Genomic DNA, 19,494 nt, shown 5'->3' on the forward strand with positions numbered 1-19,494 from the left:
TGTTCTTATCTTATTTCTATCTCTTAACTTTCAGCTTTAAAGCTTAAGACTTATGACTTATGGCTTATGGCTTACAGCTTATGACAATGCTTTTGTGATGCGCAGTTGAAAGATCTTTCTTTGCTCTTCTGCTGCATTAATTAATTCTTGTGCTCTGTTATTTGGTAATCGAGCTTGCAGTAAGTCAGACATTTGCTGTGCGCTTTTACCTGTGGCACACACTATAAAAATAAAACCGAATTTGGCTTCGTAATCTGTATTACCTTGTGCAAGCTGCTCAAGCACTGTGTCATCAGCCTCTTTAACTAAACCTTGTTCGTTACCAGCTAATTCTTTGGTGTTGGCATATTTAGCTCGTAAGCTATTTACATCACCAATTTTTGGATGACCTTCAAAGGCTTCCAAGTAATCAGACTCAGCAAGTCCTTGCCATGCTTTATCAGCTTGTTGCACCAAAGCTTCTTCTCTAGCAAAAGGACGCGCTTTAACCATGCTATTTACCCAAGTTGTAGCTGTACAACATTGCATAAACATGTGCGTTGCATCCTCAACATTAAGCTTGTTTAATTGTGCTAGGTTCATGCGTTTTTGCCACTAGTTTTACCAAAGGCGCGCAATCTAGATATGCCACCATCTGGGAAAATACTTAAACGAATATGAGTAAATTCTTGCGTATTAGCAGGAATAATTTCATTAATAAATAAGTGTTCACGGTGCGCATATAATTTAGTTTTGCTGATAATAGGCTGCCATTTATCGGCTTGTGCATCATTAGTAAAGTCGTCACTGTCCGAAACCATACCTTCCAATAAAAACGTGTCTGGGAAATTACCTTTAAAGTGACAAGTATCAACTATCACTTTTTCTACACTGCCTTTGGCTGCTAACTTAACGATTGACCAATCCGGACCTGGATCACGACGACGTTTTGTTTCCCAACCGTCACCCATATCTTTACCGCGTCCCGGCATGATCAAATTGTTTTTATCACTAAAAAACATATCAGATACTAACAAGGCTTTTGCGCCATTTTTGATATACGCTAAGTCGATTAACTCGCCGTCAATAAAGTCATTCCAATTTACGTCTGCTTCACCGTAGACACGAAAACGAGCGATACCGCCATCTGGAAACATATTTAATCTAACGTGAGTCCAAGAAATATCATTATGTATTTCAAAAACATTCTGGCTATGTGCATCCACAGAAACTTCGGTTAAAACAGTGTGCCAAACTGTACTTTTATTCGGCTGAACATCACTCACACAAGCTTCTACTGAAACGGTTTGTGGCGCGTTACCACGGAAGTAGTTAGTGTCAATATCAAACCCTTTGATCACACCTTGAATACCAAGACGAATAATACACCAGTCAAATTCACGACCATTATCACGGCCATAACTACGACGAGATTCCCAACCGTCCATCCATTTTCCACGGTCGGTAAATTTACCGTCAATAAAAATTCCGCGTCCTTCTTTTAGCAAGTTTTCCATGCCAGCAAAAAAGTCATCACTGCAAGATAAGGTTTCACCACCAACTCGTTCACTGGCTAAATCTACACAATGTGTTTTTAATTTACGTTCCAGCTCGAGTGCATCACCGCTTAGTTTGTTTTGTTCTTGAGTATTTATATCTGCCATCATAGCTTGGTCTTCCTAGATCAAATTTGTTTACGTTTTTACTTAGCTTTTATTTAGTTCTTTACTTAGATAGCCGTTGAGCTATTTATTTAGCTTACTCGCTTTCATTTTCAAGTAGCTCGTCGCTTGATTCAGACGTTTGCATTGCAAGAAGTTGTTTTACTTCTTGCCAAGCGACGCCTTTGCTTTTTTTACTAGCTTGTTCCGTAGAAGAAACATTATCAGATACCGATAGCAGTGACTGATAAGACTCTATAATTTCGCCTGCTACACTCACGGCTACTTCCATTGGTATTTTGCCTACTACTTGCTCTAAGCCAATTGGACAATTCATGCGTTCAACAAGAGATGGTTTTACATCACGATGTTTATAACGCTGCTGGAAACGGCGCCATTTTGTGTCTGATGCTATTAAGCCTAAGTAGTGAAAATCTTCACGCTTTAGAATCGCCAGGCTAATTTCAAAGTCCAGCTGGTGATTGTGTGTCATCACTACATTTAATGTATTGCTTGGCATCGAAGCCACTTCGCTCGCGGGATCGTCCGTTAACAACTTAGTCACATTTGGATACTGTTCACAGTTAACAGGAAATTGCGACTCTCTATTATCAACCCATGTAATATGACAAGGTAAACTGGCTAAAATAGGCACTAGCGCTTGCGCTACATGTCCTGCACCAAAAACGGCAATATGTACTTTACTGGCTGCAAAATACTCAAATAATAAACTGGCATTACCGCCACAACATTGGCCTAACTGACTGCCTAATTGAAAATGTTCAATTACCTGACAATCTTGCTTTTGCTGTAATAGCTCTTGGGCTTTTTGTATCGCTTTATATTCAAGGTGACCGCCACCTATGGTGTCGAAACTTTGATTTTGACTGACGACCATTTTGGTGCCACTGTTTCTTGGTGTTGAACCGCTAACACCAATAATTGTGATCAAAACAAAACCTTTACCTTGGCTATTTAAATTAAAGCTGGCTTGATCCCATTTTAATTTATGCATCTCTCCACCAGTAAATGATTTTGGTGGCTCAAAACTTTCATCAAAATTATTCATATTTGCCACCCTACTCTTGCTCAGCTTTTAAAGCTTCAACGGCAAATAGTACACGTTCTGGTGTTGCTGGCGTATCAAGCGCTGGGCTTACTTTATGGTCAACCACACTAGCAATAGCATCTTTAAGTGCCGACCACACTGACATGCCTAACATAAACGGCGGCTCGCCTACGGCTTTTGAGTTATAAATAGTGTGTTCACGATTTGGCGCATCTGGTAATAACGCGACTCTAAAGTCTTCTGGCGCATCGTTAATTGCTGGAATCTTATAAGTGGCTGGATTATTAGAAAGTAATCGGCCTTGCTCATTCCAAACTAATTCTTCAGTGGTAAGCCACCCCATACCTTGCACAAAAGCACCTTCTATTTGGCCAAGATCTATCGCAGGATTAATTGAGTGACCAACATCTTGTAAGATGTCAGTACGTAATGTTTTATATTCACCCGTTAGTGTATCTATTATAACTTCAGATACGGATGCGCCCGTTGCATAGTAAAAAAACGGACGACCTTTGCCAGTTGCTCGGTCAAAGTGGATTTTAGGGGTTTTATAAAATCCAGTAGATGATAACGATACGCGTGCCATGTAAGCAATTTGTGCAAATTCTGCAAAACTAAATACTTGCTCGCCAACCACAACATTACTGTTTTCAAAACGAACTTGCTCTTGGCTCACTTGGTAATTTTCACAAGCAAAATCGATTAGTCTTTGTTTAATGATTTTAGCCGCGGCTTCCGCCGCTTTACCATTTAAGTCAGTACCAGAAGATGCTGCGGTTGGTGATGAGTTGGGAACTTTGTCGGTACGCGCTGACGAACTTGCTACCGTATCAACATCAACCTGAAACTCTTCCGCCACTATTTGAGCAACTTTAGTATTTAAACCCTGACCCATTTCTGTGCCGCCATGACTTAAATGAATGGTGCCGTCGGTATAAACATGCACCAAAGCACCAGCCTGATTTAAATGCTGTGCGGTAAATGAAATACCAAACTTAACCGGCGTTAATGCTATGCCTTTTTTTAGTATGCTATTTTCTTGGTTGAATTTGTTAATGGCTGTACGACGAGCCTGATAATCTGATGTTTGCTCTAAAGTATTAATGATCTCCGGTAAATTATTATGCTCTACCGTTTGATGATAATGAGTTTCGTCACGGCCTTGCTCACCGTACAAATTCACTTTTCTGATCTCTAATGGATCTTTACCTAAATGGCGTGCAATATCATCCATCACCATTTCAATGGTCATCATGCCTTGCGGGCCACCAAAACCACGGTAAGCGGTATGAGAAACTGTATTTAATTTACAACGATTTCCCGTTACCCTAGCTTCATTTAAAAAGTACGCATTATCTGAATGGAACATAGCTCTATCAACAATAGCGTCGGATAAATCTGGTGAATAACCACAGTTGCCGTTTACTTGAATATTAATCCCTTGGATTTGACCTTGCTCATCAAAACCAACGGTATAATTATTTTCAAATGGATGACGTTTACCCGTCATGATCATGTCATCCATGCGTCCTAATTTAAATTTAACTGGCCGCTTGGTTTCATTTGCCAGTAACGCTGCAATACATGCCCAAGGCGCAGCTTGAGTTTCTTTACCACCAAAACCACCGCCCATGCGGCGCATATCTACCAACACCTTATTTAGCGGAATCGCTAATACTTCAGCCACTAGTTTTTGCACTTCACTTGGATGTTGTGATGAAGAATAAATATTCATACCGCCATCTTCCGTTGGCTCAGCAGTAGATACTTGCCCCTCAAGATACATATGCTCTTGTCCACCAACTATAATCTCACCAGATAATTGATGTGGCGCTTTGGCAATAGCCGAGTCTGAATCACCGCGCTTCATGGTAGCTGGAGGACGTACAAAATTTTGTTTGGCTAATGCATCTTTAACGGTTAATACCGCTTCAAGTTCTTGGTATTCTATTTTTGCTAATTTTACCGCTTTGCGTGCTAAATCATAACTTGTTGCGGCAACTGCAAAAATGGGCTGGCCAATGTATTCAACTTTACCGATGGCCAATACAGGATCGCCAGGAAATACAGGGCCAATATCGGTATGTCCAGGTACGTCGTCCACTGTAATAACTTTTACCACACCTTCGGCAGCTTTAACGGCAGATAAATCCATAGAAATAATATTGGCGTGAGCTTGGGTAGATTGCCCAACAGCTGCATGCAATTCACCACGTAATGATGGACGGTCATCTACGTATATAGCTTCACCAGCAACTTGTTTGTCGGCACTTTCATGTTTTTTGGAACGGCCTACACCGCCTAGCCCAATATTAGATTGTGCTTTGCTTGCTGATGAAGAGCTAACATTTATTAAATTACGCATAGTTCATCACCCGTGTTTCTATTGTTCGGTTTTGCATCTCTAAGTAACACTTTTCAATTAAGTTTTGCGCAACCTTCATGCGATATTTATCTGATGCTCTTACATCTGACATTGGTTGAAAATCAGTTGCCAATGCCAATTTAGCTTGAGCTACCGACTCCTTGTCTAAACTTTTACCTTGTAATACTTGTTCAGTTGCCGACGCTCGTTTTGGAATACCTGCCATTCCGCCAAAGGCGAAACGAACATTGGTTATTTTTGTTTTATCTGAGTCATCTTTTTGTTCAATAAAGAAAGCCGCTAGTACTGCAGAGATATCATCATCAATACGCTTAGATATTTTATATAGCTTAAGTGTTTGGCCTGCGGTCGGTTTTGGTATTTGGATAGACTTAATAAACTCAGAAGGTTTAAGCACTGTTTTTTTGTAATCTACAAAGTAGTCTTCAACTAAAATAGTACGCTCTTCACCATTTAAATGCAGTGTCATACTAGCGCCAAGTGCGATTAACGCCGGTGGCATATCACCAATTGGTGAAGCATTACCGATATTACCGCCTAAGGTTCCAGTATTACGTACTTGTTTTGAGCCAATGCGCTCAATCATGTCACCCAGTTCAGGGTAATAATGATGCAAAGTGTCGATAAATTTACTGTAAGGCAAAGCTGAACCAATAATAATGTCTGACTCAGTTTCCGTCATTGTGGTGAGTTCTTCTACATTGCCCACGTACACTAGTTTATCTATAACGGCTAAATTTTGAGTAACTGAAAGGGCTAAGTCTGTGCCACCAGCAACCAGTTTTGAGTCTGGCTCATTGGTTAGTTCATAAGCTAATTCGTCTATGTTTTTAGGTGCTACATATTGATGATTATTACCAGATAGAACAGGCTTAGGTAATTTTTGCAGTTCTATAAGTTTGCTGATTGTTTGCTGATAATGCTGAGCAAAGGAGTCTTGTTCTGTATGTTCACTTGATGTAATAGCCGCTTCTATAATTGAACGATAACCTGTACAGCGGCATAAGTTGCCTGCCAATGCTTCAAGTACTTCCGCACGGTTTGGTGTTTGGTTATGCTTGTGCAAAGAAAAAGACGACATAACAAAACCCGGCGTACAAAAACCACATTGTGAACCGTGATTATCAACAATAGTTTGCTGAGCGTGATGTAACTTAGCGCCGTCTTTTAAATCTTCAACTGTGATCAACTGTTTACCATGCAAGCTACCAACAAAGGTAATGCATGAGTTAATAGATTTATAATTAAGCTGCTTTTCTTCAGCATCTAATTCAGCCAAAACTACAGTACAGGCACCACAATCACCGGATGCACAACCTTCTTTAGTACCTGATTTAAATTGAATTTCACGCAGGTATTGTAGAACCGTTAAATTAGGATCGATGTTCTGTATTGTCACATCGTCATTGTTTAATAAAAAACGAACTGTACTGGTTGTCATAATGGTTCCATAGCATGCACTGGTAAAATAAATATGCACAATTTCTGATAGGTTAAATATATTAAAAAATAAAAGCTGACACAAGTGTCAGCTTAGCAGAATTTCATACAATTAATACACAGAAGAACATCTTTCATCTATAGATGTGAAAAATAAATGAAAAGTCGTTAAAACCTAGTAAATATAGTTTTGAGACGATGTTAATAAACCACAACCAACAATTAATACTGTTGGTTGTTAACAAGGAAGGAATTTAAAATAAATACAGTGAATGTAATGCTATTAAAAACTGATTTTACAGTTTTGATATCGCAATATATTGACTAACGGAAGCATTAGTTAATTGATTAACACTTAGTTTATCAATCACAGTTAAGGTTTTCACTATGTCATTTAACGTTGTTTGGTCAGCTTCTGACATGGCATAAAACTCAACTGAGTCCATAGCTTGTGTCAGTATTTGATTGTTTTCACTAACGGTTTGTTTAAAGTCAGACTCTGTTTTTGCTGTAGCTACATCATTAATAATTGTTTTCGCACTGTCCAGGGCCGTTTGTAATTCATCTAAGCTCACAGTGCCAAACATTTCAGTTTCATCCAAAGCGGCTAAACTTTCTTCTAAATCATCGATATAGCTTAATAAGCTTTGAGTAATAATCGCGGAAGTAGGATCAACCTCATCGGGATCTGAATCAGTTTCTTCTCCATTAAGTGTAGTGAGTTCACCACTAGAGATCAGCCCGTATTCATACAACCTTTCCACTAACGTTGTAATATCGTCACTAGTAAGAGCGCTACCATTAAAGAATTCATTATCAATCGCACTTAGTTTTTGTGAGCGCGTTGATAATGAAAAATCGTCATCGTTACTAGCCGGTGAAGCTTGTTCGGTAGTAGTTGATGCGGCATCAGAATCAATACTCTCTGTTGAAGTCACACCAGAGTAATTTTGGCTAAGAGGAGTTGAGGTTGTATTTATAGTACTGATCATAATTGTGTTCGGCTAAATTGTTAATTTAAGTACTTTTACTTAAGCAAAAACCAGTCCTATTTGGCACCAACATCCTTTTTTCTTACACTTTTCTTGCATTATTGCCAATTAATCTCAGGTCATAAATACCAAAATAACTATCTCTCAGACATAGCTCTTAACAATAGGATTTTTATATGTTCAATTTAGTTTGGAACAAACGTTTACTTTTACTTGGCATTTTCAGCTCAGTTTTATTTATCGCAGGTTGTGATTCAGATGATGATGAGACTGTAGTTTATACGGAAGAATTTGCTGATGCCGATTTTACAGCTACAGATTGGACAGAAGCAACTCATAGTAAAGATGCAGATCCTGACTTCACAGAAGTGTTTGATGATACACAAGTAAAACGATTCGACTTTGTTATCACTGAAGAACGCTGGCAAGCCATGTTAGACGATATGACCAGCATTTACGGTACATTTGGCCAATCCTCAAGTGGTCCTGGTTTAAGCGATACAGATGAAGATCCTGTATTTATGCCAGCCGACGTTTATTACGAAGGAACTCAGTGGTACAGAGTTGGTATTCGCTTTAAAGGGAACTCTTCTCTGCAAACAAGCTGGCAAGCTGGAATACTTAAATTGTCTTTTAAAATGGACTTTGACGAGTTTGAAGATGACTACCCGCAAATAGATAACCAACGCTTTTATGGCTTTAAAAAATTCAGTTTAAAAAACAACTACGACGATGATTCTCAATTACGTGAAAAAGTAGCTTCTGAAGTATTTAAAGACGCAGGACTTGCTGTATCTAACACTGCATTTTATACCGTATATGTAGATCACGGTGACGGCCCTGAATATTTTGGTCTATACACTTTAGTTGAAGAAATTGACGATACCGTTATCGACACTCAATTTAGCAGTGATGATGGTAATTTATATAAACCAGAAGACGATGGTGCAATGTTTATTGAAGGTAGCTTCAATGAAGATGACTTTGAAAAGAAAACTAATGAAGATGAAGAAGATTGGTCAGACATAATCGCATTATTTGACGCTCTACATGACGACAGCCGAACAACAGATCCTGAAACATGGAGAAGTAACCTAGAAGATGTTTTTGATGTAGATGGTTTCCTTAAATATTTAGCGATTAATGGTGCCATTCAAAACTGGGACACGTACGGCGTAATGCCACATAACTTCTATCTTTATAACGACCCAGATACATCTAAGCTAACTTGGATCCCTTGGGATAATAACGAAGCTTTACAAGATGGCAAGCAAGGTGGCGCTTTAGAGCTTGATTTCTCAGACTTAAATGACAGTTATTGGCCTCTTATCTCAAAGATATATGCCGATGAAGAGTACCAAGCAATTTACGACGCTTATTTGTTAGAGGTTATTAATGACTCATTTGAGATCAGTAAAATGCAGGCAAAATACGACACTTACTCTGCATTAATAGAGCCTTATGCAACGTCTGAATTATCTGGTTATTCATTTTTAAGCAGCAGCACAAGTTTTTACCAAGCGATAACTGAGCTTAATGAACATGTTGAAGATAGAACAGATGAAGTAACCGATTACTTGGAAGAGCAAGAATAGTTACTTCCATTAATAATTATTGATTAAATATTACTAAAACACCAAGCCATTCATTTACTAATGAGTGGCTTTTTTGATCTATTCACCGCCTTTCAGAGTATTAAAGACTGTAACGTTATTAAATCTAGCTTATTAGTATCTTGGATTCAAAAATAAAGGTCACTTATGAATATTCTTATCACTGGCGGCACAGGCTTTATCGGCGCAGCCTTATGCACACATTTACAAACATTGGAATACAATATTGTTGTGCAGACAAGAACCACAAATTCTTTACTTAATAACAATATAAAAACCATTAATTCATTACAGCAACTTACCCCAGAGGATAAATTTGATGCTGTTATTAACTTAGCTGGCGAACCGATTGCCGATAAAAGATGGTCAAAAAAGCAAAAGCAGGAAATATTACGCAGCCGAATAGAAACAACTGAAAAACTTATCCAGTTCTTCAAGCAAGCAAATAACAAACCTTCGGTGTTTATTAGTGGCTCAGCTATCGGTTACTACGGAATAACGCCAACGGATGACGAGATAAACGAAAACAACAGTGGTGATAGCAGTTTCTCCAGCCAACTCTGTCAGCTATGGGAATTAAGCGCACAACAAGCAGAAAAACTAGGTATTAGGACTTGTTTACTACGCACCGGTATTGTTTTAGGTAAGAATGGCGGCGCGCTGAAAAAAATGCTGCCACCTTTTAAATTAGGACTCGGTGGTAAAATAGGTTCGGGCAATCAATGGATGCCATGGATACATATTGACGATATGATTGGCTTAATTGAATTATGTGTAAATAACGTCAATATAAGTGGCGCTATTAATTGCACAGCACCTGGTCCTGTAACCAATTCAACCTTCACAAAAACATTAGCTGAAGCCATAAATCGACCTGCTATTTTCCCTATGCCTGCATTTATCGTAAAACTATTAATGGGGAAAATGGGCGAAGAATTATTATTAAATGGTAAAAAAGTGATACCTAAAAAAGCACTCGATTCAGGTTATAAATTTAAATACCAAACCATAGAGCAAGCACTTGCAACTATTGTATAAGTACAATAACAAGCCGTGAATTCATCTAGCAAGTGCAACATAACAACATTCGAGTTTTATTAAGCTGAATTCTTTGCCTTTTTAAGTGAAAAAAATTATTTGTTTCACTTTTATATTGACCAATTGGTCAAGAAAGTTATTATTAGCGCAATAAAAAATACATCCTAAGACGTTATTATCTGTTCGCTTAACGGCTAAGCCATTAAGGACAAGAGATGCCTCCTAACTAATTGTGTAAATAAGCGAGTAAAATAATGACAAAATCAGTTTTAACCCAACTTACACTTTTATTAAGTTTATTAATAACGGCCAATACTTTTGCAAAGACGACGGCTGATGCATTAGAAAGTAATTTATCAGACAAGAAGACATTAAAAGTAGCGTCTTGGAATATTGCTTGGTTAAGCTCACACAAATACAATGAACGTAAACAAGCGGATTACGATAAGTTATCAGCCTATGCAACAAAACTAAATGCCGATGTTATTGCCTTGCAAGAAGTTGAAAGTGCCGAGTGGGCAGAAAAAGTATTTGGTGATGATTACGACTTTTACTTTTCAACTCGTGATTGGGTTCAGCGTGTTGGTGTTGCGGTAAAAAAATCATCTGGTTTGAAGGTAATATCTCAAGAATATAAAGCATTAAATTTAGATCGTGTTCGTAGTGGTATGCAAGTAACGCTTTCTAGAAACAATAAAGAGTTCACTCTATTAGCTGTGCATTTAAAGTCTGGTTGTTTCACTGACCCGCTTGATAATAAAAGTGTAATGGCAATGGCGGATAAAACAGAAAAAGAAGGTCGCCGTAAAGAAGCATGTACTTTACTGAGCCAACAAATAGAACCTTTAGAGAAATGGATAGATAATCAAGCAGCTCAAAATAAAGCATACTTAGTATTAGGTGATTTTAATCGCCGATTTTCACAAGATATTGCACACAAATACGCGGAAAACCAAGGCTTATGGCAAGCACTAAATGATGAAGGCCAAGAAGTACTATGGACACCAACTGCAACATTAGATTCAAAATGTTGGGGTGGCTATTATAAAGATTACATTGACCATATAGTGTTCAGTCCTATGGCAAAAACAATGTATATAGATGATTCATTTGAGCAATTAGTATTTGATGAAAAATATACCAGTGAGCTATCTAGAAACTTAAGTGACCACTGCCCAGTTTCAGTTCAATTGGATATGTAATAGCATTTAGCAAAAATGGTATTACAACAAAACCTACAATTAAGGAATTGTGATGGTCGAATTATTAGTAGCACTGGTAACAGGTGCTTTAGTCGGAGTGTTATTCTCTTTATTTAAATTGCCCTTACCTGCCCCGCCTGTTTTGTCGGGTATCGTAGGTATTTTCGGGATTTATTTAGGGGGCGTTGGTTATCAGTGGATCATTGAGCGATTTTCTAGTTAAAAGCTCGTATACATTGACTAAACCACTTACTAAAATCGTTTACTTTGTTTATAGTAAACAACCAAACCAAGTTTAAACAGCTTATAATTTTAATTAAATTGTCAGTAAAAAATCCTTGATAGCAGACCGTAATATCTCAGTCTGGCTTGAAACTTACTGAGTTATACTTCTTAACAAAAAGGTTAACTCTTATGTCTACAGCACATATTGAAGCCCAAATGGGCGATTTCGCAGAAACGGTATTAATGCCGGGCGATCCTCTTAGAGCAAAATTTATTGCCGAAAATTTCCTAGATGACGCTAAATGCGTAACTCGCGTTCGTAATATGTTTGGTTATACCGGCACTTACAAAGGTAAACGCATCTCGGTTATGGGTTCTGGAATGGGTATTCCTAGCGTATCTATTTATGCAACAGAACTTTATAAAGATTACGGCGTAGAAGAAATTATTCGTATTGGCTCATGTGGCGCAGTACGTGATGACATTAAAGTACGCGATATTGTTATTGGTATGGCAGCAAGTACAGACTCAAATGTAAATCGTCAACGTTTAGGTAATGTAGATTTTGCCGCTTGCGCTGACTTTTCTTTATTAAAAAAAGTAGTCGACACTGCTGAAAAGTTAAATACACCAGTTCGTGTTGGTAACATTTTCACTGCCGATTTGTTTTATACGCCAAATCCAGAAATGTTTGCTCAAATGGAAAAATACGGCATGTTAGCAGTAGAAATGGAAGCGGCAGGTCTTTACGGTGTTGCTGCTGAATATGGTAAAAAAGCGTTAACGGTATTAACCGTAAGCGACCATATTAAAACAGGTGAAGTAACCACTGCTGACGAACGTGAAACCACGTTTAAAGATATGATGGAACTAACGTTAGAAAGTATTCTATAACGTTAGTTATACACACATAAACAAAAGGGTTAACAAATGTTAACCCTTTTTTAATGCTCGGAATTTGTTATCTAACTTAAGCTTTATTTAAAGTTTAATTCCGTTAAAAAGCTAGTACCATAATCCATATCTTCAACTTTGAACAATTCTGCTATTGTTTGTCCCAAATCTGCAAAGGTTTTACGCTCGCCTAAGTCAACATCACCAATATTATGGTGATAAGCCAACATAGGAACATACTCACGAGTATGATCACTGCCTGGCCACGTAGGATCGCAACCATGATCGGCAGTTAATAATAAAATATCCTCATCACCCATAGCGGCATACACTTCTGGTAATCTAGCATCAAACGCTTCTAATTCTTTCGCATAACCAACTGGGTTACGTCTGTGGCCAAAATCTTGGTCAAAGTTAACTAAGTTAGTAAAAATCAACGTATTGTCATTGGCTGTTTTTATATGCTTTATGCTGGCATCTAACAAGGCATCTAAACCAGTAGCCTTAGTCTTTTCACTGATACCTTGATGAGCAAATATATCCGCTATTTTACCTACGCTTATTACGTGAGTACCTGCATCTGCTATTTTATCTAATACCGTTGGCGCAGGTGGCAATACTGAATAATCACGACGATTACCCGTTCTGGCAAATTCAGCTGGTGTTTCACCAATAAATGGTCTGGCAATAACACGGCCTATATTTAAATCGTCCAACTGCTCTCTAACAATTTCACAATACTTATATAAATTGTCGAGACCAAAATGGGTTTCGTGTGCAGCAATTTGGAAAACACTATCGCCTGAGGTGTAACAAATAGGTAAGCCTGTTTTGATATGCTCTTCACCTAATCGTTCTAAAATTGTAGTACCGGATGCATGGCAGTTACCTAACATACCATCAAAGCCAGTTGCTTTATTTATCTTGTCAATTAAGTCGCTAGGAAATGAGTTTTCTTTATCAAGGAAATAACCCCAATCAAATAATACTGGCACACCTGCCATTTCCCAGTGACCACTAGGCGTGTCTTTACCTGTGCTGATCTCGCGCGCGTAACCATAAGCGCCTTTACTAGCCATGCCACCTTTATGTGGCACTTCAATATTGGATGCACCTTTACATGCATCAAATAATCCTAATGCAGCTAAATTAGGTAAATTTATCTCATTGCCTGTTTCATCTAAATAGGCTTTAGCTAAATTTGCTAAGGTATTTGCCCCAACATCACCAAAGCTTTCAGCGTCGGGTGCGTACCCAATACCAAAACTATCCATTACTAATATTATTGCTTTAGACATATTGAGCCCTATTCGATGTATAAATCGAAATAATTAATCTATAAACTAGGTATAAAAACATGACCACATGGTCAACTTGTGTTAATTTATCATCATTTGAAATTAGGGTAAACGATGATATTAAGATCACAGCAATAACAATTGTCGCTGTGTGAAAAATCATTTCCTAAATTGCACTTATATCATTTGGCTTTTTAGATTAATTTGCTAGTCTATGCTCCGAATTTTATGAACCTGCGTAACCAACAGGCAAGACATTGAAACCAACTATAATTACAATTGCAGGTCCGTCTGCATCAGGCAAAACACTGTTTGCACAAACAATTCATGACGAGTTAATTGAAGAGTTGGGTGAAGGTGGCATATCCATCATATACGAAGATGCCTACTATAGAGATCAATCTCACCTCTCAATGGAAGAACGTGTTGAAACCAACTACGATCATCCTGATGCGTTTGAACATGACTTGTTAACTGAACATTTAGAAAAGCTAACGAGTAACGAAGCAATTCAAAGCCCTGTATATTGTTACAAAACACACACTAGAACCCCTGAGACTGTCGCTTTCGCTCCAACTAAGATCATTTTGGTTGAAGGTATTTTATTGCTATCTAATAAAAAGCTCAGAGAGCAGTTTGATATTAAAGTGTATATGGATACACCGTTGGATATTTGTTTAATTCGTAGAATTAAACGAGATATTGTAGAACGCCAACGTAGTGTTGAGTCAGTTACTAACCAATATTTAGAAACCGTAAGACCTATGTACCATCAGTACATTGAACCTTCCAAAGCTTGGGCTGACATTGTCGTCACAAGAGGCGGGAAAAATAGAATGGCGATTGAAGTGATAAAAGCAAAAATCCGTCAAATTTCACAACTACCACCACAAAAATAATTAAAAAGGGTGCTCATGGAATTATCAATGCTTAGAGGTTTAGTAGGGATTGTAGCGTTACTCGTTATCGCCTACACCTTATCAGACGGTAAAAAACAAATTAACTATCGTACTGTAGGATTCGCTTTTGCGGTTCAGCTTTTACTTGGTGCCTTTGTTTTGTACCTGCCATTTGGTAAAGACGTTTTATTGTCTATTACTGGTGGCGTTCAAGGTGTCATCGATAGCGCTAAAGAAGGTATCAACTTCTTGTTTGGTGGCTTAGGCACAGACGCCATGTACAGCAACGGCGTTGGCTTTGTATTTGCTATCCGTGTTTTACCTAACATTATCTTTTTCTCATCTTTAATCGCAGTTCTTTATTATTTAGGCGTTATGCAATGGGTAATAAAAATCATTGGCGGTGGATTACAAAAATTATTAAAAACCAGTAAAGCAGAGTCACTTTCTGCCACTGCAAATATTTTTGTTGGTCAAACGGAAGCGCCATTAGTTGTACGCCCTTATATTGCCAAAATGACCCAATCAGAATTATTTGCCATTATGGTTGGTGGTTTAGCTTCAGTTGCTGGTTCAGTTATGGTCGGTTATGCCGGACTTGGCATTGAACTAAAATATCTAATCGCCGCCTCTTTTATGGCAGCCCCTGGTGGTTTATTAATGGCGAAAATTATTTGTCCTGAAAAAGAACCTGAAAGAATAATAGAAGAATCAGTCGAAATTGAAAAATTTGACGAAAACAAACCAGCAAATGTCATTGACGCTGCAGCATCTGGTGCGGCATCAGGCCTTAAATTAGCAGTAAATGTTGGTGCTATGTTATTAGCCTTTATTGCCTTAATTGCTTTGTTTAATACCATTGTTGGCGGCATATCGAGCATGTTTGGTTTTGAAGGCATTACCATCGAATTTATTCTTGGTTACCTATTTGCACCATTTGCCTTTATCGTCGGCGTACCATTTGAAGAAATGTTACAAGCGGGTAGTTTTATTGGTCAAAAAATAGTGATTAATGAATTTTTTGCCTACACCAACTTTGTCGATGTTAAAGGTGCATTATCACCAGTAACACAAGTAATTATTACCTTTGCGTTATGTGGTTTTGCTAACTTATCGTCTATCGCTATTTTACTTGGTGGTATTGGTTCTATGGCGCCGAGTCGTCGTCCAGATATCGCAAGACTTGGTATGCGCGCTATGATTGCCGCAACATTAGCTAACCTCATGAGTGCCGCAATAGCTGGCTTCTTTTTCGCCCTTTAGGCTAGGACAATTATTATGACTGACTTAAAAGCAGTAGCACAGCGAGCTTTATCGTTAATGGATTTAACCAGTTTAACCAATACAGAAACCGATGCTGATATTATTAAACTATGTCAGCAAGCAAAATCTCCAGCTGGCGAAACGGCAGCGATTTGTATTTTCCCAAGGTTTATCCCGTTAGCTAAAAAAGTATTAAAAGCACAACAAACTCCCCATGTAAAAATTGCCACTGTAACTAATTTTCCTCATGGCAATGACGATTTAGATATAGCCCTTGCTGAAACCAAAGCCGCTGTTGCCTATGGCGCTGATGAAGTCGACTTAGTATTTCCATACAAAGCCTTAATGGCTGGTAATGAGAATATTGGTTTTGATATGGTAAAAGTTTGTAAACAAGCTTGTATTGGTAAAGCCAAATTAAAAGTGATCATTGAAACTGGCGAATTAAAAACACCTGAGTTAATTAAACGAGCAAGTGAAATTGCCATTAACGCCGGGGCTGATTTTATTAAAACATCAACCGGAAAAGTAGCAGTTAACGCAACGCCTGAAGCAGCAAAGATCATGTTAGAAGTGATTAAAAACAAAAATATAGATGTTGGTTTTAAACCAGCTGGCGGCGTTAAAAACGCACAAGATGCTGATGTATATTTATCACTAGCGGATCAAATCCTTGGTGAAGAATGGGCAACAGCTGAGCATTTCCGATTTGGAGCCAGTAGCTTGTTAGCCAGCCTATTAGATACTTTAGGCCATAAAGTTGATGCTAGTTCATCAAGCGGTTATTAATATAAATTAGTACCTTATAAACTAAACAATAAAGAAGCACACCATGGCACAACTTTACTTTTATTATTCGTCAATGAATGCAGGTAAGTCGACGCATTTACTGCAGTCATCGTACAATTACCAAGAACGTAATTTAAATACTGCAATTTATACAGCTAAAATTGATGATCGTTTCGCCCAAGGTAAAGTTGCTTCCAGACTAGGTATAGATGCCGATGCATTCTTATTTGATGACAATAAAAACTTACTGTCTGAAATTGAGCAAATGCACACAGATAAAAAATTAGATTGTGTACTGATTGATGAAGCTCAATTTTTAACCACCGAACACGTTAAACAATTAACTGACGTGGTGGATGTATTAAATATTCCAGTGCTAGCTTATGGTATTCGTACCGACTTTTTAGGCCAAACCTTTTCTGGTAGTGCCGCATTATTAGCCTGGGCTGATAAATTAATTGAATTAAAAACCATTTGTCATTGTGGCCGTAAAGCTAACTTTGTTATTAGACAAGATGCCAACGGCGTTGCTGTAAAAGATGGCGCACAAGTTGAAGTTGGTGGTAACGAACGTTACGAACCACTTTGCCGAGCTCACTTTAAACAGCTGGTTTGGAATTAATTGAAGCTTGATGTCTTAACAAAAAGCGAAACACAATCACTTATACCAATTGTATTATTCATACACTAACGGGAAAAATATGGCCATTTTTGAAAGCACTCACCCACTGGTAAAACATAAAGTTAGTTTGTTACGTGATATTGATATATCAGTAAAAGCATTCCGCGAATTAGCCAAAGAAGTATCTGTACTACTTACCGTTGAGGCAACACAGCATTTTGAATTAACTCAGGTTCCACTTACTTGCTGGTCAGGTGATATTAAAGTGCCAATGGTAACAAGTCCGCAACCAACTTTAGTGCCTATTTTACGAGCTGGTTTAGGCATGTTAGATGGTGCTTTAACTATTTTACCTTGTGCAAAAATAAGTGTGGTTGGCTTACGCCGCGATGAAAAAACCTTAGATCCAGAAACTTACTACGAAAACATAATTAACGATATTGAAAGCAGAACAGCGATCATTATTGATCCTATGCTAGCAACTGGTGGCACGGCAGTCTCAACCATAGATTTGCTTAAAAAATCAGGCTGTAAACATATAGTGGCTTTATTTTTAGTTGCAGCTCCAGAAGGTATTCAAGCATTGGTTGATGTTCATCCAGATGTAGACTTAGTCATAGGTATGATAGATGAAAAGCTAAATGAAAATGGATATATACTGCCAGGATTAGGCGATGCGGGTGACAAGATATTTGGTACGCTTTAAGTTTAAGGTTTAAAGCTGGAAGGTTTTAAGGCTTGAAGGTAAAAGTAATCAGCTGACATTGAATGTTGAAAGTCAGCTGATTAAATAACACGATTTATCCGTTAATATTTAATAACTATAAATCACTGGCGCTAGCTCTGGTTTAGCATCTGAGAAGCTTAACGCTTGACGATATTGCTCAGCAGCTAACTTAGCGCCAACTTCATCTTTTGCGTGTACACGTGCAATTACATCGCCTGCTATTACTTTTTCACCTAAAGGTAAAATAGCATCAAACCCAACAGTATGATCAACTGGTTGGCGTGGTGCAGTACGTCCACCTCCAAGACCAACAACTGACATACCAATATCACGTGTATTCATTTGAGATAAATAACCACTTTGCGTCGCTTTAATATCAACAATCACATTGGCTTTTTGCATAGCATCCCAAGGTTTGTCTAAGTAATTTTTTGGACCGCCTAGCGCTGCAACCATTTTATCAAACACCTCAGCTGCTTTGCCTGAGTCTAATGCGTTATTAATTTGTTTCTCTGCTGAGTTAGCATCAAGTGCCAAACCAGAATTAACTAGCATAGCCGTCGCTAGTGACTTCACTACAGTATGCAAACGAGGGTCAAGGTATTCACCTTTTAAGTACTGAACAGTTTCAAACATTTCTAGCGCATTACCTGCAGTCACACCAAGCACTTGATTCATATCGGTAATAATGGCTTGGGTTTTAACCCCCGCATTATTGGCAACACTGCTGATACTTTCGGCCAATGCTTTAGCATCTTCTAATGACGTCATCATAGCGCCATTACCAACCTTTACATCCATCACTAACGTATCAAGACCTGCCGCTAATTTCTTAGATAAAATAGAGGCGGTGATCAATGGAATAGATTCTACCGTTGAAGTTACATCTCTTATTGAATAAAGGCGTTTATCTGCCGGAGCTAAATTGTCAGTTTGCGAAATAATTGCAACACCTAGCTCTTTAACAATTCTTTTAAATTCTGGAATTGTTGGTTCAACATTAAAACCAGCAATACTTTCTAATTTATCAGAGGTGCCGCCCGTATGACCAAGGCCACGACCTGAGATCATTGGCACGTAACCACCACATGCTGCAACAATTGCTGCCAGCATAAAGCTAACTTTATCACCAACACCACCAGTTGAATGCTTATCTACGATAGGGCGGTCATAACCTTCCCAACTAAGAACATCACCTGAATGCATCATAGATGTGGTAAGCGTCACTTTCTCTTCTGTATTTAAGCTGTTTTGAAAAATAGCCATTGCCATAGCACCAACTTGGGCGTCGGAAAACGAACCGTCGACTAAGCCATCAACAAAACGCTGAATTTCTTGTGTTTTTAATACTCCACCATCACGTTTTATTCTTATAATATCTTGAGGTAATAGCATAT

Annotated in this window: 18 protein-coding genes; 10 read left to right on the top strand and 8 right to left on the bottom strand. The window is 38.2% G+C overall.

The genetic code is table 11. The annotated features are described in order from the left end of the window. Positions 1-78 precede the first annotated feature (78 nt). The 6 genes from uraD to Q0940_RS08690 all read right to left on the bottom strand — a co-directional run bounded on the left by uraD (position 79) and on the right by Q0940_RS08690 (position 7,527). Entirely contained in the window at positions 79-582 is a 504-nt protein-coding gene (gene uraD, locus Q0940_RS08665) for a 2-oxo-4-hydroxy-4-carboxy-5-ureidoimidazoline decarboxylase (RefSeq protein ID WP_299267087.1), read from the bottom strand. Continuing rightward, a complete protein-coding gene (gene alc, locus Q0940_RS08670) occupies positions 579-1,646 on the bottom strand; it encodes an allantoicase (protein ID WP_299267089.1) in 1,068 nt (355 codons plus the stop codon). Before alc ends, uraD begins: the two co-directional genes overlap by 4 nt. A 91-nt stretch (positions 1,647-1,737) precedes the next feature. Continuing rightward, positions 1,738-2,709 carry a xanthine dehydrogenase accessory protein XdhC gene (xdhC, locus tag Q0940_RS08675; RefSeq protein WP_299267092.1) on the bottom strand — a complete coding sequence of 324 codons (972 nt, stop codon included), beginning with the start codon at positions 2,707-2,709 and terminating at the stop codon, positions 1,738-1,740. A gap of 10 nt (positions 2,710-2,719) precedes the next feature. Continuing rightward, entirely contained in the window at positions 2,720-5,074 is a 2,355-nt protein-coding gene (xdhB, locus tag Q0940_RS08680; protein ID WP_299267094.1) for a xanthine dehydrogenase molybdopterin binding subunit, read from the bottom strand. Further along, positions 5,067-6,536, bottom strand: a complete 1,470-nt coding sequence (gene xdhA, locus Q0940_RS08685) for a xanthine dehydrogenase small subunit (RefSeq protein WP_299267096.1) — start codon at positions 6,534-6,536, stop codon at positions 5,067-5,069. Before xdhA ends, xdhB begins: the two co-directional genes overlap by 8 nt. A gap of 295 nt (positions 6,537-6,831) precedes the next feature. Next, complete coding sequence (locus Q0940_RS08690; RefSeq protein ID WP_299267100.1) at positions 6,832-7,527, bottom strand: hypothetical protein; 696 nt, start codon at positions 7,525-7,527, stop codon at positions 6,832-6,834. 176 nt (positions 7,528-7,703) lie between these two features. On the opposite strand from Q0940_RS08690, the gene Q0940_RS08695 reads away from it, so the two are divergent. From Q0940_RS08695 to deoD, 5 genes are all read left to right on the top strand, one after another. After that, positions 7,704-9,122, top strand: coding sequence for a CotH kinase family protein (locus Q0940_RS08695; protein ID WP_299267103.1), 1,419 nt, complete (start codon positions 7,704-7,706; stop codon positions 9,120-9,122). 165 nt (positions 9,123-9,287) lie between these two features. After that, positions 9,288-10,178 (top strand): TIGR01777 family oxidoreductase, encoded by an 891-nt coding sequence (locus Q0940_RS08700; RefSeq protein WP_299267105.1) that lies wholly within the window; start codon positions 9,288-9,290, stop codon positions 10,176-10,178. 254 nt (positions 10,179-10,432) lie between these two features. Then, on the top strand, positions 10,433-11,380 hold the full coding sequence (locus Q0940_RS08705) for an endonuclease/exonuclease/phosphatase family protein (protein WP_299267108.1): 948 nt from the start codon (positions 10,433-10,435) through the stop codon (positions 11,378-11,380). 52 nt (positions 11,381-11,432) lie between these two features. Continuing rightward, entirely contained in the window at positions 11,433-11,603 is a 171-nt protein-coding gene (locus Q0940_RS08710; protein WP_299267379.1) for a XapX domain-containing protein, read from the top strand. A gap of 191 nt (positions 11,604-11,794) precedes the next feature. Continuing rightward, a complete protein-coding gene (deoD, locus tag Q0940_RS08715; RefSeq protein WP_299267111.1) occupies positions 11,795-12,499 on the top strand; it encodes a purine-nucleoside phosphorylase in 705 nt (234 codons plus the stop codon). A gap of 83 nt (positions 12,500-12,582) precedes the next feature. On the opposite strand, the gene Q0940_RS08720 is transcribed toward deoD, so the two are convergent. Next, positions 12,583-13,797 carry a phosphopentomutase gene (locus tag Q0940_RS08720; protein ID WP_299267114.1) on the bottom strand — a complete coding sequence of 405 codons (1,215 nt, stop codon included), beginning with the start codon at positions 13,795-13,797 and terminating at the stop codon, positions 12,583-12,585. A 257-nt stretch (positions 13,798-14,054) separates the two neighbouring features. On the opposite strand from Q0940_RS08720, the gene udk reads away from it, so the two are divergent. The 5 genes from udk to upp all read left to right on the top strand — a co-directional run bounded on the left by udk (position 14,055) and on the right by upp (position 18,076). Then, a complete protein-coding gene (gene udk / locus Q0940_RS08725) occupies positions 14,055-14,696 on the top strand; it encodes a uridine kinase (protein WP_299267117.1) in 642 nt (213 codons plus the stop codon). Between the two features lie 15 nt (positions 14,697-14,711). Beyond that, positions 14,712-15,959 carry a NupC/NupG family nucleoside CNT transporter gene (locus Q0940_RS08730; protein WP_299267120.1) on the top strand — a complete coding sequence of 416 codons (1,248 nt, stop codon included), beginning with the start codon at positions 14,712-14,714 and terminating at the stop codon, positions 15,957-15,959. A 15-nt stretch (positions 15,960-15,974) separates the two neighbouring features. Continuing rightward, positions 15,975-16,748, top strand: coding sequence for a deoxyribose-phosphate aldolase (deoC, locus tag Q0940_RS08735; RefSeq protein WP_299267123.1), 774 nt, complete (start codon positions 15,975-15,977; stop codon positions 16,746-16,748). A 43-nt stretch (positions 16,749-16,791) separates the two neighbouring features. Further along, the gene (locus Q0940_RS08740; protein ID WP_299267126.1) at positions 16,792-17,370 is read left to right on the top strand and encodes a thymidine kinase; all 579 of its coding nucleotides are present in this window, start codon (positions 16,792-16,794) and stop codon (positions 17,368-17,370) included. Positions 17,371-17,449: 79 nt separating this feature from the next. Further along, positions 17,450-18,076, top strand: coding sequence for a uracil phosphoribosyltransferase (upp, locus tag Q0940_RS08745; RefSeq protein ID WP_299267129.1), 627 nt, complete (start codon positions 17,450-17,452; stop codon positions 18,074-18,076). Positions 18,077-18,184: 108 nt separating this feature from the next. On the opposite strand, the gene deoA is transcribed toward upp, so the two are convergent. Beyond that, positions 18,185-19,492, bottom strand: a complete 1,308-nt coding sequence (deoA, locus tag Q0940_RS08750; protein WP_299267132.1) for a thymidine phosphorylase — start codon at positions 19,490-19,492, stop codon at positions 18,185-18,187. Between the last annotated feature and the right edge of the window lie 2 nt (positions 19,493-19,494).

This window comes from uncultured Psychrosphaera sp., assembly GCF_947500655.1.
In the GTDB taxonomy this organism is placed as follows: Bacteria; Pseudomonadota; Gammaproteobacteria; order Enterobacterales; family Alteromonadaceae; genus Psychrosphaera.

Excerpts from the sequence above, each read along its gene's own strand:
- Q0940_RS08720 (WP_299267114.1), bottom strand. The coding sequence starts at position 13,797 with ATGTCTAAAGCAATAATATTAGTAATGGATAGTTTTGGTATTGGGTAC.
- deoD (WP_299267111.1), top strand. The coding sequence starts at position 11,795 with ATGTCTACAGCACATATTGAAGCCCAAATGGGCGATTTCGCAGAAACG.
- alc (WP_299267089.1), bottom strand. The coding sequence starts at position 1,646 with ATGATGGCAGATATAAATACTCAAGAACAAAACAAACTAAGCGGTGAT.
- Q0940_RS08695 (WP_299267103.1), top strand. The coding sequence starts at position 7,704 with ATGTTCAATTTAGTTTGGAACAAACGTTTACTTTTACTTGGCATTTTC.
- xdhC (WP_299267092.1), bottom strand. The coding sequence starts at position 2,709 with ATGAATAATTTTGATGAAAGTTTTGAGCCACCAAAATCATTTACTGGT.
- deoC (WP_299267123.1), top strand. The coding sequence starts at position 15,975 with ATGACTGACTTAAAAGCAGTAGCACAGCGAGCTTTATCGTTAATGGAT.
- upp (WP_299267129.1), top strand. The coding sequence starts at position 17,450 with ATGGCCATTTTTGAAAGCACTCACCCACTGGTAAAACATAAAGTTAGT.
- Q0940_RS08690 (WP_299267100.1), bottom strand. The coding sequence starts at position 7,527 with ATGATCAGTACTATAAATACAACCTCAACTCCTCTTAGCCAAAATTAC.
- Q0940_RS08700 (WP_299267105.1), top strand. The coding sequence starts at position 9,288 with ATGAATATTCTTATCACTGGCGGCACAGGCTTTATCGGCGCAGCCTTA.
- deoA (WP_299267132.1), bottom strand. The coding sequence starts at position 19,492 with ATGCTATTACCTCAAGATATTATAAGAATAAAACGTGATGGTGGAGTA.
- uraD (WP_299267087.1), bottom strand. The coding sequence starts at position 582 with ATGAACCTAGCACAATTAAACAAGCTTAATGTTGAGGATGCAACGCAC.
- Q0940_RS08705 (WP_299267108.1), top strand. The coding sequence starts at position 10,433 with ATGACAAAATCAGTTTTAACCCAACTTACACTTTTATTAAGTTTATTA.
- Q0940_RS08710 (WP_299267379.1), top strand. The coding sequence starts at position 11,433 with ATGGTCGAATTATTAGTAGCACTGGTAACAGGTGCTTTAGTCGGAGTG.
- xdhA (WP_299267096.1), bottom strand. The coding sequence starts at position 6,536 with ATGACAACCAGTACAGTTCGTTTTTTATTAAACAATGACGATGTGACA.
- xdhB (WP_299267094.1), bottom strand. The coding sequence starts at position 5,074 with ATGCGTAATTTAATAAATGTTAGCTCTTCATCAGCAAGCAAAGCACAA.
- Q0940_RS08730 (WP_299267120.1), top strand. The coding sequence starts at position 14,712 with ATGGAATTATCAATGCTTAGAGGTTTAGTAGGGATTGTAGCGTTACTC.
- Q0940_RS08740 (WP_299267126.1), top strand. The coding sequence starts at position 16,792 with ATGGCACAACTTTACTTTTATTATTCGTCAATGAATGCAGGTAAGTCG.